Source organism: Pseudomonas sp. AE27, assembly GCF_037113495.1.
Taxonomy (GTDB): domain Bacteria; phylum Pseudomonadota; class Gammaproteobacteria; order Pseudomonadales; family Pseudomonadaceae; genus Aquipseudomonas; species Aquipseudomonas palmensis.
The window spans coordinates 2,405,389-2,428,474 of sequence record NZ_CP146966.1; the positions used below are offsets into that span (position 1 = coordinate 2,405,389).

Sequence of the window (23,086 nt, forward strand, 5' to 3'; positions counted from 1 at the left end):
CGGAGCAGAACATGCCCACACTGACCTTTATCGAGCACAACGGCACCCACCACCAGGTCAACGGCGAAGTCGGCCAGTCGGTCATGCAGGCCGCCACGTTCGCCAGCGTGCCTGGCCTGCCCGCCGACTGCGGCGGCGCCTGCAGCTGCGCCACGTGCCACACCTACGTCGACGAAGCCTGGCTGCACAAGGTGCAGGCCCCCGAGAGCATGGAAACCGACATGCTCGAATATGCCTTCGAGCGACGTGACAACAGCCGCCTGAGCTGCCAACTGATCATCAGCGAAGACATGGACGGTATGGTGCTGCACCTGCCTTCTTCGCCCTTCTGAATACGTTGAAGGAGTATTCATGACCCTCGCCTCAGTCATTATCGTCGGTGCCGGCCAAGCCGGATTCCAGGTGGCTGCGTCACTGCGCCAGGAAGGCTACGAAGGCCACATTACCCTGATCGGCAATGAACCCGGCCTGCCCTACCAGCGCCCACCACTGTCCAAGGCCTACCTGCTCGGCAAGATCCAGGAAAACAACCTGCTGTTCCGCCCGGCCGAGTTCTACGCCACCCACCACATCGAGCTGCTGCACGACCCGGCCACCGCCATCGACCGGCTCAACCGCCGCGTGGTGCTGGCTTCCGGCACTGCCTTGAGCTATGACCACCTGATACTGGCGACCGGCGCGCACAACCGCCCGCTGCCAGTGCCTGGCGCGGATCTGGCTCAGGTGTTCGGCATCAAGACCAAGGCCGATGCCGACGCCCTGGCGCCGCTGGCCAGGCAGGCGCGCAACGTGGTGGTGGTCGGCGCTGGCTTTATCGGCCTGGAGTTTGCCGCGGTAGCCGCCGCCCAGGGCGCCCGGGTGCATGTGCTGGAACTGGGCGAGCGCCCTATGGCGCGTGCGGTGTCGCGGGAAATGTCCGAGCTGTTTCGCCAGGCGCACGAACAGTGGGGCGTGCACTTCGATTTCCGCCAAGGCCTTGGCCGCATTCTTGACGACAATGGCAAGGTGTGCGGTGTGCAGACTGTCGATGGCCGCACACTGCCGGCTGACCTGGTGGTGTTCGGCATCGGCGTCATCCCCAATACGCAACTGGCCACCGAGGCCGGGCTGGACATCGAGAACGGCATCAAGGTGGACGCCCACCTGCTCACCTCTGACCCGCAGATTTCCGCCTTGGGCGACGTGGCCAGCTTTCCGTGTATTCAGAACCAGGAACAGCACATTCGCCTCGAATCGGTACAAAACGCCATCGACCAGGCGCGTACAGTGGCAGCACGCCTGATGGGCAAGCCCGCGCCCTACGCTGCCCTACCCTGGTTCTGGACCGATCAGGGCGACCTGAAGCTGCAGATTGCCGGGCTGTCCAATGGCCACGACAGCACGGTCGTGCTCGGTTCTGTCCAGGAACGGCAGCTCTCGGTGCTGTGCTTTCGCAACGAGCGCCTGGTGGCAGTGGAATCGTGCAACCGTCTGGGCGACCACATGGCCGCGCGCAAGATCCTCGCCCGCACCCCACGCCTGACACCGGCCCAGGCGGCAGCCGAAGGCTTCGACCTCAAGGCCTGGGAAGCGGCCAACCGCGACTGATGCCCTGTCTCCCACCCGCCGTGCCGGGCCCTGGAGCCAGCGCGGCGTTTGCGCAACCTGATGGAGCGATGCAATGAACAAGGTCTGGTTTGTTACTGGTGCGGGCCGCGGACTGGGCGCCGCCATTGCCAGGGCGGCACTGGCAGACGGTGACTGCGTGGTAGTCACTGGCCGGCGCCTGACTCACCTGCAAGGCATGTTTGCCGAGTACGGCGAGCGAGTGCTGGCAGTGCCCCTTGAAGTCAGCGACCAAGCGCAGGCACTAGCTGCCGTGGAGCAGGCAGTGGCCCGCTTCGGTCGAATCGACGTGCTGGTCAACAATGCCGGGTATGGCCAACTGGGTACCTTCGAGGACAACCTGCCGAGCGATGCCGACAAGCAATTCGCCACCAACGTGTTCGGTGTGTTCAACGTGTGCCGCGCCGTGCTGCCGGTGATGCGCGCACAGCGTAGCGGCCACCTGTTCAATGTGTCGTCCATGGCCGGCGTATCAGGCATGGGAGGCGCCGCACTGTACTGCGCCTCCAAATTCGCGGTGGAGGGGTTCTCCGAATCCCTGGCCCAGGAGGTAGCCCAGTTCGGCATCAAGGTCACGCTGGTGGAGCCCGGGATGTTTCGCACCGACTTTCTCGATGCAAGCTCCGCGGTGTTCGGTGAACGCGGGCTGCAGGACTACGCCGGGTTCACGACCAAGGTCAAGGCTGCGTCGGCTGCCGGCAACCATCAACAGGCCGGTAACCCGGCGAAGCTGGGCGAGGCCCTGGTGCGCCTGGCCAATACCGGCCAGCCACCGCTGCGCTACCTGGCAGGTTCCGACGCTTACGGCCAGGTCAGCGCCAAGCTCACCGCAATGCTCGCGCAGATAGACGCCTGGCGCGAGCTCTCCTGCTCAACCGATGGCGCTACGGGTTGATGAAGTAGCGCACCGACAACCGCCCCGCGTCGAACCGGTACAGCTCGATCGTCTCGATGCCACCCTCCTGATCGCGAAAGGCGTTCAGGTGGTGGCACGCGGCTTCGTTGCCGTTGATGATGCATTGGCGCACCTGCACCCGGACCCTGGGCTGTTGTTGTGCCCACATGCCTTCCAGCACCTGCCAGGCATCCTGCTGGGGCCGGCCGACATACTCGATACTCAAGCCATTGGGTGACACGCTGCGGTAGTGGGCAAAAAAGCCTTCCTTGTCGCCGCGGTTCCAGCAGTCGACCTGGCCGTGCAGAAATGCCTCGATCACGTGTTTGTCCATTGTCATGTAAGGAGCCCCCCTAGGCAGTTTGTTGGTTGAGCTGACGCTGCAGCGCTTGAAATGCCGGTTCCATTCTCAGCCACAGCAGAATGGTCGGGCCGATGATGGCGCAGATGAAGCAGCTCACCAGTACAGCCCGATAGCTGCCGTATAGGTCGAACAGGTAGCCGAACAGCATCGGCACCAGCCCGGACACGATGGTGATCAGGCACAGGTGCAGGCCAAAGATGCGTGCGTAGTCCTTCAGGCCGAAGTAGCGCGCCATCAGAAACGCCGCCAGGTCGAATTCAGCGCCGGCACTGGCACCAATGCACAAGGTCGCCAGCACCAGTAGCGGTACGTGCTGCGGGCCGCCAAAAAAGAAGATCGCGCACCCTAGCGCCGGCAACGCCAGGCTTACCGCTGCCACCAGCGAGGGCGAATAGCGGTCCAGCAGGTACCCCACCAGCAGTCGCCCACCAATGATCGAAACGCCGAACGTGCTGAACACCTGGCTGGCCTGCTGCGCGCTCAGGCCCTTGCTTTGCAGCATCGGCACCAGGTTGGTGACCATGCCCACGGTCAGCGACACCGACAGGATCAAGGCGGCATTGAAGCCCCAGTACCTACCGGAGCGAAGCGCCTGCCTGAAGCTCATGCCCGACAATGCCAACGGCGCCATCGACTGGTCCGCTGCGGCGCCCTCTGTCGGCATGCGCAACCACAGCAACGCCAGCGGCAGCGTGAACAGCAGCGGCATCGCCCCCAGGGCAATGAAACCTGCCTGCCAACCATAGGCACCTATCAGCCGGGACAACAACGGCGGCAGGATCATCGCCATCAGACCGGTGCCGCACAGGATCACCGCCAGGGCCAGCCCCCGGTTACGCTCGAACCACAGGTTGACCAGCTGCGTCCAGGTGATGGCGATGGTGCCGGCACACACGATCGGCATGCTGAAGAACGCCAGGTACAGCCAGGCGATGGAACCCTGGATCTGGGTGATGGCGAAGTAGCCGAGGATCTGCAGCACGATCGAGACGAGGGCGACCCGACGTAGGCCGTAGCGCCGATACAGCCAGCCGACCATCTGGGTGGAGATGGCCACCCCGGCGAACAGGAAGGAAATCGAGGCCTGCAAGTCGCCACGGCTCCAGCCGAAGGCCTGTTCCAGCGGAATCACCAGGGTACCGAACGCGTACAGCAAGGCGGCTGTGATGCTGGTACAGATACCGAGCAGCCCCAGCAGTACCACACGCCACCCGCGTCTGAATTCGGAAAAGTCATTGCCAGCGCGCTGGCGTTCACGTGTGTCTGTCGTCATGCACTTTCACTCCCGTAGCAGGCGCGTCGCGTTACTGGCCCTTGAGGATTTTTTCGACCTTGGGCAAGGCCACCATGGTGGCGCCACCGTCCACCAGCAACGAGGTGCCGGTGATGTACGACGCCTCGTTGGAGGTAAGGAAAAGCACCGCATTGGCTATGTCGGCAGTCTCGCCCAGACGCCCGACCGGAAACTGCGCCGCCAGCTTGTGGGGCAGCTCCTCGCCCAGGGTTTCGAGCATGTGATCAGTGCCAATAAGGCCGGGCTCGACCACGTTAACCAGAATGTTCATGGCGCCGAATTCCACCGCCAGCCCACGGGCGAAGGCATTCATGAAAGCTTTGCTGGAACCATAGGCGATCAGCCGCGGGGTGTACTTGCGGTTGGCTTCACCGGAGGAGATAAAGATCAACCGGCCCTTGTCGGGGGCCTTGGACAGGTATGGCGCGCTGTCCTTGGCCAGCCAGAACAGCGACTGGATATTGCTGCGCACGATGTGGTCGAACGCATCGTCCGGCATCTCGGCGATCAACCCGTGGCGGGTGTCGGCGGCGCAGTGCACCACGATATCCAGGCCGCCGAACCGCGCCACGCCGCCCTCGACCATAGACCTGATGGCCTCGCGGTCGGCGATGTCGCCGCCCACCAGACATGCCTGGGCGCCCAGCGCACGGATCTGCTCGACGGTGTCTTCACCGTAGCGCGCGGTACGTGCCGACACCACAACCCGCGCCCCTTCGCGCGCGTAGGCCAGTGCAATCGCCCGCCCCATGCCACGACCCGCACCGGTTACCAGTACCACTTTGTCGCGAAACTTCATCGCGGTTCCCCGTTGTTGTTATTGGTTGAGGGTTTGCTTTATGCATACGCCTGCCCACCGAGGCAGGCGCACAATGCAGCGTTATAGATCCTTGCCAGGCACATTACGCGCCGAACCGTTGCGCCGGTCAGATTCGCCCCAGCCCAGCCAGTGCGACGGCTCACGGGTATCGCCCACCCGACGCCAGCGCCCTTCCTGCTGGGCAGTGATCGGGAAGCCGCCGACAAAATCGATCATCTCGCCCCGCTCGTCCGGCAGGAACTCCCACTCCTCCTTACCTTCCAGCACGATCCGCGCCGACTTCAGGAAGTAGCTACCGTCCTTGTGCTCGGTCTGGCCCTCGATGTCGGTAGTCACCCGCACTTCGCCTTTTTCATTGTTGAAAAAGGCATAGCCGAGGTGGTCATGGCCCACCATGAACGAGCCGGTGTCCCAGGTGCCGTCCTTGTATACGGTGACGAACGACCACCAGATCACGTGCTTGTTGTTGTTCACCACCAGGTCCTTCTTGAAGTGGATAGCACCACCCTCGGCCATGTAGAACTGGTCCAGCGCCAGCGCTCCCTTGACCGGCCGGCCCTCGCACACCCCCGCCACGTCCCACAGCTGAGAGACATAGAAGGTGCCCCACTCCACCCCCGGCAAGTACCACTGCAAACCAGGCCCGAGCAAACGGCCTTCGATCGCGAACAAGCCCTCCTCCTTCCAGGTAATACGCTCGCTGCTGGCGGTGATTTCCCAGGCATTGCCCGGTTCATCCGGCTGGCTGGCCCAGCGCGCGGTGTCGCCGTCGAGGCTGTGCACAGGCATGGGCGTCAGCGCCTGCTTGGCCATCTTGTCGTGGTCCATGCGCAGGTTGACCTTGTCGACATGGTTGTTCAGGTAGAAGAACTTGGTCGGGTTCGGCGTGCCGTTGGGGGCCATCAGCGAGCGAACAAAGGAGTAGATGTTGCCCTGCTCATCGCGCACCGAACCGAACGGCGAGCTCTTGCTCAGGTGCAGGCCGAAAAAACCGCGCGAAGCCGACAGCGACGCGCCGCTGACCTTGTGCGGGCCCACCAGTTGCTGGAAGCCGAAATCGCCACGCTCTGGAATGGTCTTGAACGTTCTCATAGTGCCCTCTGTTGTTTTTGTAAGGCGGTAGAACCGAAGGGGGAATCCGGGGCTGGCTCAGTCCCAGATCACCGGCAGACTGGACACGCCGCGCAATTGCGCACCGCTGATCACCGGCAGCGGTTGACTGGGGTCCAGGCGCAGGTTGGGGAACAAGTCGAGGATCGCGTTGACCGCGCAACTGATCTCGACCTTGGCGACAAACTGGCCAATGCACATGTGCGGGCCGAAGCCGAAGCCGAAGGACGGCTTGGGCTTGCGATCGATGTCGAACACGTCGGGGTGTTCGAAGGCATCTTCGTCACGGTTGGCCGACACCACCATGCACTGCACGAACGAACCCTTGGGAATTTTTACTCCATGGAGTTCGACGTCTTTGGCCGTCTCGCGCACCTTGAAAGTGGCCACCGGCTCGAAGCGTGTGGTTTCATCCATCAGCTTGGCAATCAAGCTGCGGTCGGCCTTGACCCGCTCCAACAGGCCCGGTGTGGTCAGTAGCAGGGCCATGACCGAACCGAACATGCGTGTGGTGGTTTCGCCAGCAGCCGGCAGCAGCGAGCGGGTAAAGGTGATGACCTCATGGTCGTTCAGCGTGCGCCCTTCGTACTCGGCGCGCAGCAGACGGCCCACCACGTCGTCGCCCTGACTGCCCGCCTGGCGTCGTTGCACCACTACCGCAGCCAGCGCGTCGTACAACCCCTTGACCGCGATCCCGGCCTGGCGGCGCGCCTCGACCATCTTGCTCGGGTCGATCTGGTTGCCCCCCACGATGGCCAGCGCCCAGGCTGCGTACTGCTTGTACTTGGACGGGTCGTCGGAGGGGAACCCCATCAGTGCGTACATGACGCGGATCGGCAGTTCCAGGCCGAACTTCATCAGGTCGGCTTTTTTCGCCGGCAATAGCGGTTGCAGATACTCCTCGCGGATCACCTGATCGATCTGCGGACGCCACTTGTTGACCGTTTCGGGCATGAAGGCCGGTTGCAACAAGGCGCGCACCTTGCGGTGCTCGTCACCGTCCATAGCCAGGATGATCAGTCCATCGAAAAACGCCCCAAGGCCCTCAGCGATGAAACCGCTGGTGTAGGTGGCGCCGTCGCGCAGCACGCTCATCACGTCCTGGTACTTGAACAACGCGAAGGTCGGGCGCGTACCCTGCTGAGTGCCCGCATTGGTCGGCACGCCGAACTGGGTGATGAAATCGCCTTCGTAGATGGGGGATTTCAACCGTTGCTCGCGGCACACCGCGTGAATGTCCAGATCGGTACCGCGGTACATTTGCGACACGGCGTTGTACGCCGTTGCCAGGTCCAGGGCTGCACTTTCGTTGCTCATCAGGATCTCCCGTATTGTTGTTATTCTTGCCTGCGCGCCGATATTTCCGCGCTTTACGTAGGATGTGTCGCCTGCCAACCTATGGTATGCGCTTGCCTGTTTACCGATAGCCGATTCGTTTGACTCGGGGTCAAACGAAGGCAGCCGGTTAAATGCTTCAAGGTGTGAACAACAAGGGCCAACACCGGCATGAGGAGTCCAGGGTGGTAGTCAAAGCAGCAGACGGCGTCGAACAGGGCAAACGCAGCACGATGAAACGCCTGCTCGCCGCTGCGCGCGTAGAGTTCGCCAGGAAGGGCCTGGCCGGGGCACGGGTGGAAGAAATCGCTCGGGAGGCCGGCGTCACCAAACAGCTGGTGTACCACTATTACGGTTCCAAGGAGGGCCTGTTCGTGGCGGTGCTGGACGAGTCGTCGAGCCACATCATGTCCGAGCTGGTAAACCTCGAAGTAGAGCACCTGCCGCCGCCTGTGGCGCTGCGCAGCGTGCTTAATCACTTTTTCGACCAGTACCGGCTTGACCCCTTCCTGGGCAGCCTGGCACTGGAGGGCATCCGCTATCACGATGCCCACGAAACACCTCGTAACCATTTCCAGGAAATGGCGCCAGCGTTAATTGCCAAGCTCGACGCCATCCTGCGCAGGGGCGCCGCCAGCGGGGATTTTCGCGCCGACATCAACCCACGCCTGCTACTGGCCTGTGCCTCGCTGGTGACCACGGGTTGGTTCACCAACCGTTATTCGATGTCGACCCTCGCCGGCCTGGATACCGACTCCGCCGAAGGCATGATCACCTGGCGCCAATACTCGGCCGACTTCGTCATTGCGAGCCTGTCTCTGAACGCAGAAAAGAAAACCGGCAGCGTCTGACGGCTGCCGGTTCGTCTAGCTGCGGCCCCTGTAGACGGGGCGCGTTTCAGCGCCGCGACTTGCTCAGGTAGCGGCTGACCCGCCTCGCCGCCAGCCGGCCTGCCATGCCATTGACCCCGCCCCCAGGATGGATACCCGCACTGCCCAAGTACAATCCCGCCACAGGCAGCGTATCGCCACCCAGGCCGTGCGCCGGCCGCATGGTGCTGGAGCGCATTGAAGTGGTATCGATATGCACCACGCAACCGTTCACGGTATTCAGGCGCGCGGTGAAGTCCGGGGCAGCCTCGATGCGTCGGCCGATGATTTGCCCCTCGATACCGTCGACATAGGCGTACAACTGCTCGATCACCTGATCAGCCACTCGCTCACGCAGGGCATCCCACCCTTCATTCGGGTTGACTGGCATCACCGGTGGGTAGATGTACAGCACGTCCTGGCCCGCAGGCGCCTGTGACGGGTCGGCAGCGCTGGGTACGGCCATGGTGATGTAGGGCAAGGTCGGCACTTCGCCCCGCGCACAGGCGGCAAAGTTCTCCAGCACGGCCTCTTCGGTGCCGATCAGCAGACAGGTATTGCGCAAGTCGACACCATCGCCGCGCATCGACTCGAAGCGTGGCAGCGAAATCTGCCCGCGCAGGGCCACATCCACCTTCAACGGGCCCGAGCCCTTGGCGTTGGCCGGGGCCATGGCGATGCGGGTCAGCAGGTGTTTGGGAAGCTGACCGGCAGTGACCATCTCCAACGCCGGCCGGGGGTGGCAGCCGGCAATCACGGCGCGGGCAGAGAAGGTGCGGCCATCGGCCAATTTCACCCCTTTGACCACGCCGTCACTGGCCACGATTTCACTGACGCTGGCCGACACCAGCACCTGGCCGCCCAACGCCTCCAGGCGAGCCTGCATGGCATTGCTCAACTGCTGCATGCCGCCCATCACCCGCCCCACCCCGAAACGGTGCAGGAACCCCAGCAGGGCGTAGTAGATACCACCGCCGTCGGCAGTGATGTCGCCCGCAAGCCCGGTAAGCGCGCACATCGCCGAGCGGGTGACTGGATGCTCGAATCGTTCGCGCGCCGCCTGCAGAGCCGACCCAGTCATCAGCGCCATCAGTTCGGGCTTCAGGGCCTTATGCCTGATTGCTGTGGCGACCATCCTCAGCTTGACCCCCAGGTTGGCCTTGGCCGGATCGACCCGCATCATCGGCAGCGCGATCTCCAGGAACAGGTCGATGACCTTCATGAATTCAAGAAACGCGTCGGCGTCGCGGGTGCTGAAGCGGCGGATCTCGGCAGCGGTGCGCTCGCGGTCACGCCAGAAGATCAGCGATTGGCCGTCCGGGTGCAGATACACATACCCCGGCGCCAGCTCCACCGACTTGAAGCCGTGTTGTTCCAGGCCAAGCTCCGCTGGCACGTGGGCGTGCACGCGCATCGACATCATGTCCAGCGCACAGGGGTGCACCAGGTGCTGCGGCGCTTCGGGTATCAGGTAGCCCGAGGAGGCCATGCCGCCGACCTTGTCCAGAGCTTCGAGCACCAGCACCTTCCTGCCCTCCATGCCCAGGTAGCAACCGGCAGACAGCCCATTGGTACCGCCGCCGACCACGATCACATCGAAATCAGGGTTTACTTCGGATTGCTTCGGGTTCATCACATGCTTCCATGTCGAGGATCTGCCGGGGCGACGCGGCACGCGTCGCTGCCGGGTTCACATGCCGGTACGGCCCATCTGCGCGAACAGCGACCGCATTGCCACCAGTGAAGGGGTATGGCTGCTGAACCCGCCATCTGCTACCAGCGTGCTGCCCGTGACGAAAGACGACTCGTCACTGGCCAGAAACGCCACCACATCGGCGATCTGGCGCGGGGTGCCCAGCTCAGGGGTGCAGTGGTTGTCACGCAGGATGTCGAGCAACGCCGGCGGCATGGCGTGCTCGGAGGGCGCCAGGCCGATCTGCACGGCATTGCCGCGTATACCCTGCTTGCCGTACTGCGAAGCCACCATGCGCGGCAGCATCATCAGGCCGGCCTTGGAGGTGGCATAGCCGGTCAGGGACATGTCGCCCTGCATCCCAAGGCCGGAGGTCGCGAAAATGATCGAGCCCTTGCCCAGTTCCAGCATGGCCGGGATCACGTGCTTGGTGCACAACACCGCGCCGCGCAGGTTAACGGCGATGGCGCGGTCCCAGGCCGCCATGTCGAGATTGACAAAATCGCGGTCTGCCTGGCGCTGCTCGGCATTGAGGATTGCCGCATTGTTGTGCAGTACGTCGATACGACCAAACCGCTGCCTGACCTGGGCAACCATCGCCTGGACCTCGGCCTCCGACGACACGTCGGTGCGAATCGCCAACGCCTGGTGCCCTTCGTCGAGCAACGATTGGGCAACCGCCGTGGCCCCGTCCAGGTTGATGTCGACCACGGCGATGCTCGCGCCATGGGAGGCGAGCACGCGGGCGCATTCTGCCCCCAACCCGCCTCCGGCGCCGGTGATGATGGCGACCCGCCCTGCCAGCTTGCCTGTACTCATGTGGATTTCCTTGTGGATGTCAGTGGGGCCGTCACTCGCCGGTGAAACGCGGCTCACGTCGTTCGCTGAAGGCCTGTGCGGCCTCGCGTGCGTCGTGGGTTGGCGCTAGCAGGGCGAACAGGTCGAGCTCCAGGTTCAGGCCGCTCTTGAGGTCAAGCTCCAGCGCGGCACGCGCCGCCTGCTTGACGAAGGCCGATGCGGTGGGCGGCTTGGCGGCGATACGTCGGGCAAAGGCCGTAACCTCCTCCAGCAGGCTGTGATTGTCACTGGCCAGCCGGCTTACCAGGCCGATGCGCTGCGCCTGCTCCGCATTCATGCGATCGCCGGAGAGCAGCATATCCAGCGCCTGACCCGGCGTGACCACGCGTGACAGGCGTTGCGTGCCGCCACCGCCGGGGATCAGCCCCAGGCCGGTTTCCGGCAACGCAAATACCGCATCGGGCGCCGCAAAACGAATGTCGCAGGCCAGCGCCAACTCTAGCCCGCCGCCCATGCAGTAGCCGTGGATGGCCGCGATCACCGGCTTGGCAATCCCGTCCAGGGCTTCGATCCAGCGCACCTTCTCCATGCGCTGGCGTACCTGCAGGCTGGACTCGGGACCACGGCGTTCCTTGATATCGGCGCCGGCGCAGAAGCCGCGCTCGCCTTCGCCACGAATCACGATCACACGTACCTCGGGATCTTGCTGCAGCAGGGCCAATGCCTGCGGCACCCCCAGGCGAACCTCGTCATTAATCGCGTTGATCTGGTTGGGTCGGGTCAGCACTACCCAGCCGACCCGCGCATCACACGATACGCGTACCGCCTCGTTGATCACCTGATCGCTCAGCGTTGTGCTCATGCAGGGCACTCCTCGAACTCGAACACCTGGCCGTCGAGCTCCCGCGGGTCGACTTTGATCAGCGCCCGGCCGTCCACCGCCTGCGACGACTCGATCCACTCGAAGCGCGTGCCACGGGCACGCAGGTCTTCGGCCTTGGCAGCCAGATCATTCACGCCAATGCGGATGTAGTAAGGTCCCGGGCCCCAGTTGTTGAGGTAATGCCCGGCATCGGTGTTCCAGTAGGTGGCCTCCAGCACATCGAGAGTGGCACTGTTGGCTACGCTGAAACCCATGCGTGCGCGGCGGTAGCCTTCACCGGCGATGTGTTCCACCGGCCCGCTCGGCTCCCAGTCCAGGTTGCTGGACACCTTGCGCAGCGTTTCATCCAGGTCGCGCACCAGGAAACCGCGGGCAGTCACGCGTACCATGTCGCCGGGCTTGAGGTCGCGCGGCTTGACCGGCGGCAACTGGTAGGTTTCTGCCGGCATCTGCAACGGCTCGGTTGGCATGATCTCGATGCACAGGCCGCCGTCCACCGATGGCTGGTAAAAGGGCTTTTCGGGCGTCGCACCGAGCCAGAGCCGATCGAACGGCATTTCCGGGGTACGCTGCGCCATTCGAAACGGCAGGCGACGGCGCATCAGCTTGTCCACCAGCGCATCGAACTTGTCGCCATGCAGGGCCAGCACGATGGAGTGGGTAAGCATTGGGCGATGGTGACCCTGATAATCCTTCAGGCTCTCCAGAAAGTCATGGAACAACGGGTCGCCCGGATTAGGGCGGTCCAGGTGCCACTGCGGCTCGATACGCGTGGGCGACACCGCCAGAGACTTGTGTACGCGCAGAAAGTGCGCAATGTAGGGGTGATTGTCGAACGCCTGGCGCCAGCGCTCGTGCTTGTAGATACCGAGCTTGTCGACCAGCATTTCGGTCATGGCGTCCGGGTCCGGAACCATCATGTCGGCGCTCATCAGTAATTCAAACATCTGTCTCTCCTCGAAAGAGTTGGCTAGGCCTGTACCCGGCCTTTTCAGTCAGCGGGCACGCCACGCACGGCGGGCTCGGGCAACGCATGGCGCCTGGCGGCGTTGGCAGGCTTGTCGGGGCGCTGCTCCACGCGCGACTCGTCAAGGTCCAGGGTGGCCCCTGCCTTGGCGTTGCGTGTGGGGTTGAGCAGGTAATACGACAGGGCCGGGATCAGCACGAGCGCGCCGAGCATGTTCCACAGGAACATGAAGGTCAGCAGGATGCCCATGTCGGCCTGGAACTTGATCGGCGACCAGGCCCAGGTGATCACTCCGGCGGCCATGGTCAAGCCGACCAGCGCGACCACACGGCCGGTGAAGTCCAGCGAACGACGGTAGGCTGCCGCCAAGCTGGCGCCGCGTGCCTGTACCGCCAGTTGCACACTGAGCAGGTACAGGGCGTAGTCCACGCCGACCCCGACACCCACTGCAATGACCGGCAGCGTTGCCACCTTCAGGCCGATGCCCAGCCACACCATCAGCGCCTTGCAGATGATCGTGGTCATCAGTAGCGGGATCAGCGCCACCACCGTCGCACGCCAGCTGCGGAAGGTCAGCAGGCACAGCAGCGCAGTGGCGCCGTACACCGCCAGGTACATGGTGATGATGCCCTTTTCCACCTCGATGTTGGTCGCAGCCTCGATGCCGGCGTTGCCTGCGGCCAGCAGGAACTGCACCGGGTTTTCTGCACCGTCGGCGGTGTTGTTCTCGGTGGCGAATGCCTCGGAAACCTTCAGCACCCGGCTCAGGGTGTCGGCCTTGTGATCGGCAAGGTAGGCGATCATCGGCGTTACCGAGCACTGCTGGTTGGTGATGCCGGGAGCCGAGATCATGGCCGCGTCCACCGCCGCGTTGGTGATGGCCTGGTCACGGCTGATGCTCAGCCACTTGGGGCTGCCCTCGGCCATCCCTGAGCTGATCATGCGCACGCTTTGCGCCAGCGACTGGGTGGTTTGCACACCGGGGGTCTGGTTCAGGCGCCAGGCCAGCTTATCCATGCTTTGCAGGGCCGTGTACAGCCGGCAGCCGTCCTCGTCGGTTTTCATGATGACCACGAACTGGTCGCTGGACAGGCCGTAGTGGCGGGTGATGAAAGCATTGTCGCGGTTGTAGCGTGAGTCCGGGCGCAACTCGGGTGCCCCTGGATCCAGGTCGCCCACCTTCAGGTGCATCATCACTGCGCTGCCCAGTACCGTCACCAGCAGTGAAAACGCGATGATCGCGGTGGCCAGCGGGCGCTCGGTGAAACGGTCCAGACCGTGCCATACCCGGCCAAGAAAGCCGCGCCCGGCTTCGCCGGCCTGGTCCTTGGCAATCGCGATGCGCGCCGCCTTGGCGCTCACGCCCAGGTAGGACAGCGCCACTGGAATCAGCAGCAACTTGGTGAAGATCAACACTGCCACGCCGATGCTGGTGGTCAGGGCCAGGTCGCGAATCACCGGGATATCGATGATGACCAGCACGGCGAAGCCGACGATATTGGTCAGCAGCGCCGTGAGCCCGGTCAGGAACAGCCGACGGAAGGTGTAGCGCGCCGCCACGTACTTGTGAGTGCCGCGGCCGATGTCCTGAAGAATGCCGTTCATCTTCTGCGTGCCATGGGAGATACCGATGGCAAAGATCAGGAACGGCACCAGGATCGAGTAAGGGTCCAGGTCGTAGCCCAGTAGTTGCATCAGCCCCAGCAGCCAGACCACCCCGGCCACTGCCACGCCCACCAGCAGCAGCGTGCTGCGCAGGCAACGGGTATAGAAATACACGAACAGGCCGGCGATCAGCACCGAGGCGCCAAAGAACAGCATCACCGAATACAGGCCGTCGATCAGGTCACCCACCAGCTTGCTGAAGCCGACGATGTGGATACCCACCTTGTCGCTCTCGAGCGAACGGATCTTGTCTTCAAGCTGTTTGGAGAAATCGCCGTAATCCAGCGGTTTTCCGGTTTGAGGGTGGGTGTCGAGCAGCGGTGCCACGATCATGCTCGACCGACTGTCGTTGGCCACCAGGTTGCCGATGATGCCGGAGCGCATGATGTTGCGCCGCAGAGCCTGGATAGACTGTTCGCTGCCGTCGTAGTCCGAGGGCATCACCGCCCCGCCATCGATGCCCTCTTCGGTGACCTCCTTCCAGCGTACGATGGGCATCCACAGCGACTTCATCCACGAGCGGTCGACGCCTGGAATCAGGTACAGCGTGTCGTTGACCTCCTGCAGGGCCTGCAGGTAGTCGGCGTCGTAGATGTCGCCGCTCTTGTTCTCGACCACGATGCGAACGCTGTTGCCCAGGCCCGGCAGCTGGCTCTTGTAGGCCAGGTAGTTCTTGATGTAGGGGCTGGAGCTGGGGATCATCTTCTCAAAGCTGGCGTTCACCTGCAGTTGCGCGGCGAAGAAGCCCAGCACCACGGTGGCGAGCAGGCAGGCAACGATGACCAACATGCGGTGACGGAAGATCACCCGTTCAAACCAGCCCCCGGAGTTTTTGTCGAAGTCCTCCAGGTGGGCAATCACTGGCATCCCGCTGTTGAATTTTTGCTCGACCATGTTTTCTTTCTCGTTGAGGAATCGTGCCGATGGCGTCAGTTAGCCCGGGCGATATCGATGACCTTGGCGCCGACAAAGCGCGCCACCACCAGACGCCCGGCCTGCTCGGTCGCGCTGGCGGCATACACCTCGCCCACACGCGCCTGTGCCAACGCGGTGACATTCAGGCTGTGGCGGTCCACGCTGAGCAGTTGCCCACCCTGGCTCACCACCACCAGCGTCGGGCCCTGCTCGACGATGCCAACCAGGCTGGCATCGACGCCGGTTTCAAGGCGTTGCCAGTGCTGGCCGGCGTCTACGCTGGCGAACAGGTTGCCGCGCAGCCCGTAAGCCAGCAGCAGATGCTCGAAGGCGGCGACGCCGAAATAGGTGCCGCTGTAGGGTGTATCGATTTTTTCAAAGCGCTGCTGGCCGGGCTCAAGTCGCAGTAGCACGCCCTGTTCACCGCTGATGTAGAACGTGCCATTGTGCTCGGCCAGCCCGTACAGGTGCATGCGCCGGGGGTTGTCGGCACGCTCCAGCCAGGGTTGCCAGGTGCTGCCGGCATCCTCGCTGTGCAGCAGCATGCCGAAGGCACCCACGGCAAAACCTCGTCCGCTGGCATCGAACAGCACGTCGAGCAACGGCGCCGGCAGCACGTCGGGCGTCGCGGAACTGGCCGCAGCCCGCTTAACCTCCTGCACCAGGTCGCCCGCCTCGGGGTCACCCTGTTCGGCACGTTGTCCATAGACACTGCCCAACAGGCTCAGCAAGCTGCGCCCATCCATCTGCACGGCCCAGGTGGCTCCGCCGTCACGGCTGTGCAGCACCACCGAATCGTGACCGACGATCCAGCCATTGCGTGCATCGCTGAAACGCACCTGAACGAAATCGCTGGACACCGGGCTGGGTACTTGCTGCCAACTGCTGCCATTGTCGCTGGAGCGCTGGATCAGGCCATGCAGGCCGACACCGACCAGTACGCTGCCAGCCCGCGCCACGCTGATCAACGGCGCCGCCAGCGGCTGACCGAGGGCCTGCGCCGGCACATCTAGCGGGTCGCTGACCAGGTTGGCGGCCGTAACGGGCCCCGTCATCACCAGCCACAGGGGAATCAGCATCACGCTCAACACCCGCGTGCACCAGGGTTTGGATCTTGCAAGGCCTTGGCTAATCATTGTTTTTATCCTCACCACGCCAGGGTCTCCCGACTGCCCGGCAGCACACTGCCGGGCATCAGGTACAACTCTTCAACGGTGCGCCGTATTCCTGGGCGCACCGGTCACCGCCAGTACGTCAGCCTCAGCGCTGGGTCTCCCGCGCAACGATGGCCTCGGGGTTCATGTCCCGTTCGGTGCGCGGGGTGTCGGAGAACCTGTAGCCGCCCTTCAACCCGTCGTTGAGCAACGCCCACATACCTTTGTTGAAGTCGTACACGACGTTCTTCACGTTGTACGGCAAGTCCTTGTCGTACAGCTGCACGCCGCTGAGGAAGATCGCGCGGTACAGGGCACCACTCTGGTCCCAGGCGTCGTACAGACCGATGCCGAAGGTGTCTTCATCCAGGTAGTAGGTGCGTTTGCTGTACACGTGGCGTTTGCCCGGTTTGAGCGTGGCTTCCACCACCCATACCCGATGCAGCTCCCAACGCTCGCAGGCGGGGTTGGCGTGATGCTTGAGAAACTGCTCGTCCTGCTTGCACTCGAAGTAGAACTTGTAGGCGTTGTAGGGGATGAACATCTCCTTGCGGCCCACCAGCTTGTAGTCGAAGCGGTCCTGGCTGCCCGAGAACATCTGCAGTTCGTCGAACAGCGTCACCCCGCCCTGGCTGGCCACCGGTGTGTCGAAAGAGAACTCAGGGGCCAGCTTCACGCGGCGCTGGCCGGGCGAGTAACTGAAGGCACGGCGGGCCTTGGCGCCAGGGTCGAGGTAGTCGTTGAGCACCGTGACCTCGCCCGAGCGGCGCGCCGGATAGTTGTTCAACGAATACACCCGCGCATACATCATCGGATCGCGGTCGGTCTGAGTCGGCTGGTAGTACGGCTGCTCTTCGAAGGTAGCCTGCTCGGCGGCTTTGGTGCGCTGGCCATTGGCGTCCATCACCCAGCTGTTGGATGAGCTGGTGGTGGAGTAGCCGGGGCCGATCTTGTAACGCAGTTGCTGGTTCCAGATCACTTCGTTGCCGGTCTTTGGAATAGGGAACGGCAGCCCGCCCCGGCAGGCCGTATCGACCGCCAGGCCATCCTTCTGGGTGCTGCAGGTGGTGGCATTGCGCACTGTGGCCTCAAGCACCTCCTTGGGATAGGCGGTGGTGCGATGGCTGGGGTAGATATCGAAGTAGTACTCCGGGTACTTCCTGAGGATCTCCTTCTGTCCTTCGCTGAGCTTGTCGGCATATTGGGCCATGTTCTGCGAGGTGATGCGGAACAGGGGTTTCTCGTTGCGGAACGGGTCGGCCCAGAACCCGCTATCGGGCTTGAAATCCGCCGGTGCAGTGCGCAGCCCGCCGTCATAGGCAGGGATGGTGCCCTCTGCGTTGCCCGCCTTGATCGCGCCGAAGGGGGTCAGGGTGGTACCGAGCTGCGCGGCCTCTTCGGGGCTGACCGCAGCCAGGCTGCAGGTAGCGATGCCGAACAGTGCGAGGGACAAGGCCAATTGTCGTTTCATTCAGGCGGTCTCCGGTTTATTGGATTTGTTCAGAAGGAGGTTTTGAATGTGAATGCCAGCCAGCCACGGTCGGTGTTGCCAACGCCGCCGTTGCCACCGACAGTGCCGTTGGCAAGGTTCTTGGGCTGGGCACGGGTATCGGCGTAGCGCAGGCCGAACTCGTACTGTTGTTGATAGGTGAACTTCACGCCGGCCGACCAGGACATCGCACCTTCACTGCCGCCACCGGCAGTTGCTGCGTTGCCATGGATGCCGTAGTTGACGGTCAGCGGCACGTCCATGTCCCAGGACGGGAAGATGCTCAGGTACTGCGGTGTGTAGTTGACCGCCACCGCGTAGTAGTCACGCGTCGAGCAGCCGTCGGAGACATCGCCCGAGCCGGCCACACCAGGGGTGCGGACGTCGGTGCAGGCATTGTTACCCTTGTACTTGAACAACTCGTCGTGCTCGGTGACCTTGACCAGGTGGCTATAGGCGAACTCTCCGACCAGGGTCGCGTTGTTGGCGATGAAGTTGCGCGGCATGCCGTACACGGCGTTGGCGATGAAGTGAATGGTGTCGCCTCGTGGGCCTTCGTCATCCACGGCGCTGACGCCGGTGGCGTTCAAGGCGCCGTTCTTGCGGTACGACAGCTCGGTGCCGACGGCCACCGAGTCGAACACTCGTGCAAAGCTGACGCCGGCCAGCTTGACCCCGCGCGGGTAGACCACGCGGTATTCGCCCAGGTTGGCCTTGACCTGCGGCGCGAGCCACGGCTGGTAGTCATCGAACTGGCGATAGTAGAAGCCAAAGGTCGATTCGATCGCCTCCACGTTGTATTTGGCCATCACACCCCAGTTGGCATTGCTGTCACGACCATACTTGGAAGAGGCGCGCTTGAATGCTCCGGGGCCGACCGGCATCTGGTCCGGACCTTCGAACAGGAAGTCCGCACCGCCGAAGTAGGTACCACCGTAAGGGATGCGGGTGTAGTCCCACTCGTAGAAGTACTGTCCGGCTATGGACAGGTGGTCGGTAACCTGGGCCTTGGCCGATACCTGGCCAATGGGCAGAAACACTTCTTTTGTCTCGATACCCGGGCTGGTAGCGGCTTTTACCCCGTCGCTCGGCGCCTGGGAGTAGGAAACGGAGTGGGCACCGAACAGCAGGCCCTCACCCCAATAGTTGGTATGGCGACCGATCTTGACGTTGACCGGAGTGTTGCCCAACTGAAAGTTCTTCCACACGAACGCATCGAGAATTTCACCCGACGGCCCCCTGACATAACGCTTGACCTCATCGCTGTAGTGCCCGTTGTTGTAGCTGGTCTGGCCGCCAATCTGGCTGTGCACGCTGGTGTCGCGGTAGGCATGGTCATACCAGCCGGCGGCACTCAGGCGTGCGCCCCATTCGTTCAGGTAGGAAAAGTCTACTTCGCTCAACACATCGAGCCGATTTGTAACAATATCGCCCTTGTCGAATTTGCTGTCGGACTCGTCGTAGGTCGGGGTCCGCATGATCCGGTTGTCCTGGTCCTCCATGCGCACACCCAGGTTGTAGCGCACGGTATTGTCCCAACGCAGGCGGTAGTCGGGGTTGCTCAGGTCAAACGAAACAGCGTGGGCTCCACTCATCCCACCGAGCACTGCCAGCGCTACTGCGCTGCGGCCAAACACCTGCCGCCGATGCTGGATCATGTCTTTCATACGCCACCTTTTATTTTTATTTTCAGTCGTTTGTGTGAGGTCAAGAGACAACTGTGAGCCGTGTGAGGCGCCACTGCCTTGCCGCTTGACCAAGCATCCAGGGTGGTCTTGCCGGCAGGTTTGCCGGTGAAGCGCGCCCATGGCCTGAAATCAAATTAACCGAGAAGAAAAAATAATTCCATATAAAGATTTCAATTCTACATACAGAATTTAAGGGTGTTTTTTTTACCCCCCGCCAGCCCGTAGTGCCCAATGGCCTGGAAAAATCCACGCCCAATACTGCACACAAAAAAGCTAACTGTTCAATTATGTTTTGCTCCAGCGGTCTTTTTCCGGTAAACAGGCCACTGAAGGCACCTGCTCAGTGCCTGCGCTCACCCAATAAAAACCACAAGGAGCTCGCCCTTCATGAATATCGATTTGAGCGGAAAACGCGTGATTGTTACTGGTGCTTCACGCGGCATCGGCCTTGCGATAGCCCGTGCTTTCGCCCTGGAAGGCGCCCGCGTGGCGATTTGCGCACGCAACGTCGAAGCTGTTCGCGAAGCGGCCACGCACCTACAGGAACACGCCCAGGCGGTGCTGGCTCGGGCCGTGGATGTCACGGACACTCAGGGTGTTCAACATTTCGTGGGTGAAGTGGTCCAGGCGTGGGGTGGCGTAGACATTTTGGTCAATAACGCCGGTCAGGGACGTGGTGGCAACCTTGAAACCCTTACCCCGGAGGCCATTCTTGAACACGCGAATGTGTTGCAAATGGGGCATTTTCGTTTCGTCCAGGCCGTGGTACCGCACATGCGTGAACAGCGCTGGGGCCGGATCATCGAGATCAATGCCCTGGCCGGCACGGTGCCTACACCCGACGGCATCCCTTCGGTGATCAACCGGGCAGCGTGCGTCGCGCTGTCCCGGTCGCTGGGCATGTCACTGGCCAAGGACAACATCCTGGTCAATAGCCTGAACATGGGCTGGATCGACACCGGTCAGTGGGACCGCCACTACCGGGAAATGGGGCCAGGCGTCAGCCGTGAAGCGTTCGATGCCATGGTCATGAAGGTGGTTCCGATCGGCCGCTATGGCAAACCGGAAGATGTAGCGGGGACGGTGCTGTTCCTTTCCAGTGAGTACGCCAGCTTCATCAGCGCGGCGTCGATCGACATTGCCGGCGGCATGGGCGGCCAGATTGCCTATTTCCCGACCCTCAAACGCGACTTTGCCGCAGCCGTGGCCACGCGAAATGCCGTCAACACCACGCCCTAGATCAACAACAGGTGGTGGCGAAGGCCTGTAAGCGTGCCCTGCATACAGACCCTGCTGGCACTGCGCGCCAGTTTTCGGGATGAGGCCCGCTCCTGCGTCCTTCGGGCAGAAGCGGGCCAGGTGCTCAGGGCGTAACAGGCCGGGTGGCGCCAGCCGGCACCTTCAACTTGAGCAGTTCGATGGCGTTGCCACTACGAATGCGCTCACGGTCTTCAGGCGATAGCCCAAGCCCGGCAGTCAGGTCGCCGTGGTCATAGGCACCGCCAAAGTTGGTGCCGTACAGCAGACGGTCGGCCCCCACCACTTCGGCGACACCGCGGCGCAAGCCCGGTGCGTGAACATCCAGGTCGAAGTAGAAATTACGCAGGTAGTCCAGCAGTGGCCGCTGGTTGCGGGTATCCGGCGCCATCGCATGATTTAGCTCGCTGAGCCGACCTAGCTGGAAAATCGCCATGCCGCCAGCGTGGGTAATGTAGGTTTTCAGGGTGGGGAATACATCCAGCGCCCCTCCGCAAATCAGATACCAGAAAAACAGTGTTTCATCGACGCAGTCGCCCACGATGGAGGTGGTTTCGAATTTGTCTTCGATGTGCTTCTCGCCCCAGTAGATGGACTGGTTGAAGCCATGCACCATGATCGGCACGTCCAGCTGCACCAGCTTTTCCCATACTGGGAACAGCAGCTCGTCATGTGCTTGCAGGCCATTGAAGTTGGCGCCACCCACGCATACGCCCCTGGCCCCCAGCTGAGTGACCGCACGCTCGATTTCACGGGCGGCATTGTGCGGATCGGCCAGGTTGGCATGGCACCAGAAATCGAAATGCTCGGGGTCGGCGCGGCAGTACGCCGACATCTCATCGTTGCACACGCGCGCGTATTCGTTGGCGAAATCCCCTGCCCAGTACATGAAGCAATGCGACGGTGTAGATACGACCAGCTTGTCGACGCCGCGTTCGGCCATCAGCTTGCGCCGGCTGGTATGGGTCATGCGTGCCAGCAGATTGGCCTGGGCTTCAGCATCGCTGGCGGCCTTGATGGGTTGCTTGGTGCCGAGGGAAAAATGGCCGACGGTCAGCCCTTGCACCTTCATGAAGGGCCCCCAGAACTCATGACGGTTGAGCATGCCCTCGGTCAGCAGGTGGGCGTGTACATCGATCAGCATGGCGTTCTCCTTGTTGTAATCAGTCAGCAGGTTGGTACATCAGTAAAAATATAAACACTTTTATTTTTTGTGTTCACTTAAAATCATCAGCACGCCATGGTCATGACCACTGCAACTCGATCAAGGAAATGACCGACGTTCGACAGCCTGATGAACTACGGCTATTGGCCGCCGCAAGGCACGCCTGCCAGGAAGGCCTCACGACACGCACGCCGTGATCAGGAACTGGCGGAACGCTTGAGCAGGCGCCGACATGCACCTGTCCGGCAGCCAGATCAAACCCAGCTCCATGGGCGGGATCGCATCCACCAAGGGCCGCGCCTCGATCTTTCTGCCCTCCAGCGACCAGGGACGATAGAGCATGTCGGACAGGATGGTCACACCAAAGCCATGGCCCACCAGGCCGCGCAACGCCTCCATCGACGATGTGCGAAACGCCACGTTGGGGGCCAGCCCGCGTGACGCCCAGTAACGCAGCGTCGAGCTTTCCCCTTCGTCCAGGGTTGCCAGGATGTAGGCATGTCGGGACACGTCGGCGAGGTCGATCGAGGTGGCAGCCATCAGCGGGTGCTGACTGGACAACCAGAGCTGGCGCCGCGAGCGAATCAGCACCTGGTGCGCAAAGCCCTGCAGTCTGGGAGTGTTGGACACGATCGTGAGCCCCTGGTCGAGGTCACCGTCTATCACCGCCTGTTCGATGCGGTGGCGACCCATATCCATCAGGTCGATGTCAACCTGCGGGTAGCTGCGCTTGAAGCGTGCCAGCAGCGCCGGCAAAAAATAGCCCAGCACCGTGTAAGAGGCCCCCACGCGCACCCTGCCCTGCATCGCACGGCCAAGAAACAGGGGCTCGCTCAGGGCGTCCTGTAGCGTATCGAGGATGTGCCGCGCCTGCTGAGCGAACCGGTTGCCCTCGGCCGTCAGCGTCACGCCATGAGGCAAACGTTCGAAAAGGCTGACACCCAGGGTATGCTCCAGGTGCAGCACCGCAGCAGTGATTGCCGACTGCGAAACGTGCACCTTGAGCGCCGCCTGCGAAAATTGCCCGGCATCGGCCGCCGCCACGAAGTAGCGTAGCTGACGCATGGAAACGTCTTTAACCCTGGTCATCGGCGATGCCGTGCGCGCCCCGGCAACCGCT

General features: G+C 62.6%; 20 protein-coding genes. 5 read left to right on the top strand and 15 right to left on the bottom strand.

Annotation, left to right across the window (positions count from 1 at the left end):
- The first annotated feature begins 11 nt into the window (after positions 1-11).
- The 3 genes from V9K84_RS10980 to V9K84_RS10990 all read left to right on the top strand — a co-directional run bounded on the left by V9K84_RS10980 (position 12) and on the right by V9K84_RS10990 (position 2,500).
- Positions 12-332 carry a 2Fe-2S iron-sulfur cluster-binding protein gene (locus tag V9K84_RS10980; protein ID WP_088514826.1) on the top strand — a complete coding sequence of 107 codons (321 nt, stop codon included), beginning with the start codon at positions 12-14 and terminating at the stop codon, positions 330-332.
- 19 nt (positions 333-351) lie between these two features.
- Complete coding sequence (locus V9K84_RS10985) at positions 352-1,587, top strand: FAD-dependent oxidoreductase (protein ID WP_088514827.1); 1,236 nt, start codon at positions 352-354, stop codon at positions 1,585-1,587.
- A 73-nt stretch (positions 1,588-1,660) separates the two neighbouring features.
- A complete protein-coding gene (locus tag V9K84_RS10990; RefSeq protein ID WP_088514828.1) occupies positions 1,661-2,500 on the top strand; it encodes an oxidoreductase in 840 nt (279 codons plus the stop codon).
- On the opposite strand, the gene V9K84_RS10995 is transcribed toward V9K84_RS10990, so the two are convergent.
- The 5 genes from V9K84_RS10995 to V9K84_RS11015 all read right to left on the bottom strand — a co-directional run bounded on the left by V9K84_RS10995 (position 2,490) and on the right by V9K84_RS11015 (position 7,405).
- The gene (locus tag V9K84_RS10995; protein WP_088514829.1) at positions 2,490-2,840 is read right to left on the bottom strand and encodes a nuclear transport factor 2 family protein; all 351 of its coding nucleotides are present in this window, start codon (positions 2,838-2,840) and stop codon (positions 2,490-2,492) included. The two genes, V9K84_RS10990 and V9K84_RS10995, sit on opposite strands and share 11 nt — an antisense overlap.
- Positions 2,841-2,853: 13 nt before the next feature.
- Positions 2,854-4,137, bottom strand: coding sequence for an MFS transporter (locus tag V9K84_RS11000; RefSeq protein WP_088514830.1), 1,284 nt, complete (start codon positions 4,135-4,137; stop codon positions 2,854-2,856).
- A 31-nt stretch (positions 4,138-4,168) separates the two neighbouring features.
- The gene (locus V9K84_RS11005; RefSeq protein ID WP_088514831.1) at positions 4,169-4,957 is read right to left on the bottom strand and encodes an SDR family oxidoreductase; all 789 of its coding nucleotides are present in this window, start codon (positions 4,955-4,957) and stop codon (positions 4,169-4,171) included.
- Positions 4,958-5,038: 81 nt separating this feature from the next.
- Positions 5,039-6,070, bottom strand: coding sequence for a hypothetical protein (locus tag V9K84_RS11010; RefSeq protein WP_088514832.1), 1,032 nt, complete (start codon positions 6,068-6,070; stop codon positions 5,039-5,041).
- Positions 6,071-6,127: 57 nt separating this feature from the next.
- Complete coding sequence (locus tag V9K84_RS11015; protein ID WP_178075070.1) at positions 6,128-7,405, bottom strand: cytochrome P450; 1,278 nt, start codon at positions 7,403-7,405, stop codon at positions 6,128-6,130.
- A 203-nt stretch (positions 7,406-7,608) separates the two neighbouring features.
- On the opposite strand from V9K84_RS11015, the gene V9K84_RS11020 reads away from it, so the two are divergent.
- Positions 7,609-8,274: a TetR/AcrR family transcriptional regulator gene (locus V9K84_RS11020; RefSeq protein WP_088514896.1), complete on the top strand. Its 666-nt coding sequence runs from the start codon at positions 7,609-7,611 to the stop codon at positions 8,272-8,274.
- Between the two features lie 46 nt (positions 8,275-8,320).
- On the opposite strand, the gene V9K84_RS11025 is transcribed toward V9K84_RS11020, so the two are convergent.
- The 8 genes from V9K84_RS11025 to V9K84_RS11060 all read right to left on the bottom strand — a co-directional run bounded on the left by V9K84_RS11025 (position 8,321) and on the right by V9K84_RS11060 (position 19,523).
- The gene (locus V9K84_RS11025) at positions 8,321-9,925 is read right to left on the bottom strand and encodes an NAD(P)/FAD-dependent oxidoreductase (protein WP_088514833.1); all 1,605 of its coding nucleotides are present in this window, start codon (positions 9,923-9,925) and stop codon (positions 8,321-8,323) included.
- A gap of 57 nt (positions 9,926-9,982) precedes the next feature.
- Positions 9,983-10,804, bottom strand: a complete 822-nt coding sequence (locus V9K84_RS11030) for an SDR family oxidoreductase (RefSeq protein ID WP_088514834.1) — start codon at positions 10,802-10,804, stop codon at positions 9,983-9,985.
- Between the two features lie 31 nt (positions 10,805-10,835).
- Entirely contained in the window at positions 10,836-11,645 is an 810-nt protein-coding gene (locus V9K84_RS11035; RefSeq protein ID WP_088514835.1) for an enoyl-CoA hydratase/isomerase family protein, read from the bottom strand.
- On the bottom strand, positions 11,642-12,613 hold the full coding sequence (locus V9K84_RS11040) for a lactoylglutathione lyase (protein ID WP_088514836.1): 972 nt from the start codon (positions 12,611-12,613) through the stop codon (positions 11,642-11,644). The genes V9K84_RS11035 and V9K84_RS11040 overlap by 4 nt, the downstream gene beginning before the upstream one ends.
- Positions 12,614-12,657: 44 nt before the next feature.
- On the bottom strand, positions 12,658-15,192 hold the full coding sequence (locus V9K84_RS11045) for an MMPL family transporter (RefSeq protein WP_088514837.1): 2,535 nt from the start codon (positions 15,190-15,192) through the stop codon (positions 12,658-12,660).
- Between the two features lie 35 nt (positions 15,193-15,227).
- The gene (locus V9K84_RS11050; RefSeq protein WP_256582832.1) at positions 15,228-16,292 is read right to left on the bottom strand and encodes a YCF48-related protein; all 1,065 of its coding nucleotides are present in this window, start codon (positions 16,290-16,292) and stop codon (positions 15,228-15,230) included.
- A 181-nt stretch (positions 16,293-16,473) separates the two neighbouring features.
- The gene (locus V9K84_RS11055) at positions 16,474-17,838 is read right to left on the bottom strand and encodes a DUF1329 domain-containing protein (RefSeq protein WP_088514839.1); all 1,365 of its coding nucleotides are present in this window, start codon (positions 17,836-17,838) and stop codon (positions 16,474-16,476) included.
- A gap of 29 nt (positions 17,839-17,867) precedes the next feature.
- Positions 17,868-19,523, bottom strand: a complete 1,656-nt coding sequence (locus V9K84_RS11060; RefSeq protein WP_088514840.1) for a DUF1302 family protein — start codon at positions 19,521-19,523, stop codon at positions 17,868-17,870.
- A 408-nt stretch (positions 19,524-19,931) separates the two neighbouring features.
- Between V9K84_RS11060 and V9K84_RS11065 the strand changes: the two genes are divergently transcribed.
- A complete protein-coding gene (locus V9K84_RS11065) occupies positions 19,932-20,783 on the top strand; it encodes an SDR family oxidoreductase (RefSeq protein ID WP_088514841.1) in 852 nt (283 codons plus the stop codon).
- A gap of 124 nt (positions 20,784-20,907) precedes the next feature.
- Here V9K84_RS11065 and V9K84_RS11070 read toward each other — a convergent pair whose 3' ends face one another.
- Entirely contained in the window at positions 20,908-21,945 is a 1,038-nt protein-coding gene (locus V9K84_RS11070; RefSeq protein WP_088514842.1) for an amidohydrolase family protein, read from the bottom strand.
- 198 nt (positions 21,946-22,143) lie between these two features.
- Positions 22,144-23,055, bottom strand: a complete 912-nt coding sequence (locus V9K84_RS11075; protein ID WP_088514843.1) for a LysR family transcriptional regulator — start codon at positions 23,053-23,055, stop codon at positions 22,144-22,146.
- Positions 23,056-23,086: the final 31 nt, after the last annotated feature.

Bases quoted from the DNA above. Each gene is read 5' to 3' on its own strand.
- V9K84_RS10980 (WP_088514826.1), top strand. From the start codon at position 12: ATGCCCACACTGACCTTTATCGAGCACAACGGCACCCACCACCAGGTC.
- V9K84_RS10985 (WP_088514827.1), top strand. From the start codon at position 352: ATGACCCTCGCCTCAGTCATTATCGTCGGTGCCGGCCAAGCCGGATTC.
- V9K84_RS10990 (WP_088514828.1), top strand. From the start codon at position 1,661: ATGAACAAGGTCTGGTTTGTTACTGGTGCGGGCCGCGGACTGGGCGCC.
- V9K84_RS10995 (WP_088514829.1), bottom strand. From the start codon at position 2,840: ATGACAATGGACAAACACGTGATCGAGGCATTTCTGCACGGCCAGGTC.
- V9K84_RS11000 (WP_088514830.1), bottom strand. From the start codon at position 4,137: ATGACGACAGACACACGTGAACGCCAGCGCGCTGGCAATGACTTTTCC.
- V9K84_RS11005 (WP_088514831.1), bottom strand. From the start codon at position 4,957: ATGAAGTTTCGCGACAAAGTGGTACTGGTAACCGGTGCGGGTCGTGGC.
- V9K84_RS11010 (WP_088514832.1), bottom strand. From the start codon at position 6,070: ATGAGAACGTTCAAGACCATTCCAGAGCGTGGCGATTTCGGCTTCCAG.
- V9K84_RS11015 (WP_178075070.1), bottom strand. From the start codon at position 7,405: ATGAGCAACGAAAGTGCAGCCCTGGACCTGGCAACGGCGTACAACGCC.
- V9K84_RS11025 (WP_088514833.1), bottom strand. From the start codon at position 9,925: ATGAACCCGAAGCAATCCGAAGTAAACCCTGATTTCGATGTGATCGTG.
- V9K84_RS11030 (WP_088514834.1), bottom strand. From the start codon at position 10,804: ATGAGTACAGGCAAGCTGGCAGGGCGGGTCGCCATCATCACCGGCGCC.
- V9K84_RS11035 (WP_088514835.1), bottom strand. From the start codon at position 11,645: ATGAGCACAACGCTGAGCGATCAGGTGATCAACGAGGCGGTACGCGTA.
- V9K84_RS11040 (WP_088514836.1), bottom strand. From the start codon at position 12,613: ATGTTTGAATTACTGATGAGCGCCGACATGATGGTTCCGGACCCGGAC.
- V9K84_RS11045 (WP_088514837.1), bottom strand. From the start codon at position 15,192: ATGGTCGAGCAAAAATTCAACAGCGGGATGCCAGTGATTGCCCACCTG.
- V9K84_RS11050 (WP_256582832.1), bottom strand. From the start codon at position 16,292: ATGCTGATTCCCCTGTGGCTGGTGATGACGGGGCCCGTTACGGCCGCC.
- V9K84_RS11055 (WP_088514839.1), bottom strand. From the start codon at position 17,838: ATGAAACGACAATTGGCCTTGTCCCTCGCACTGTTCGGCATCGCTACC.
- V9K84_RS11060 (WP_088514840.1), bottom strand. From the start codon at position 19,523: ATGAAAGACATGATCCAGCATCGGCGGCAGGTGTTTGGCCGCAGCGCA.
- V9K84_RS11065 (WP_088514841.1), top strand. From the start codon at position 19,932: ATGAATATCGATTTGAGCGGAAAACGCGTGATTGTTACTGGTGCTTCA.
- V9K84_RS11070 (WP_088514842.1), bottom strand. From the start codon at position 21,945: ATGCTGATCGATGTACACGCCCACCTGCTGACCGAGGGCATGCTCAAC.
- V9K84_RS11075 (WP_088514843.1), bottom strand. From the start codon at position 23,055: ATGACCAGGGTTAAAGACGTTTCCATGCGTCAGCTACGCTACTTCGTG.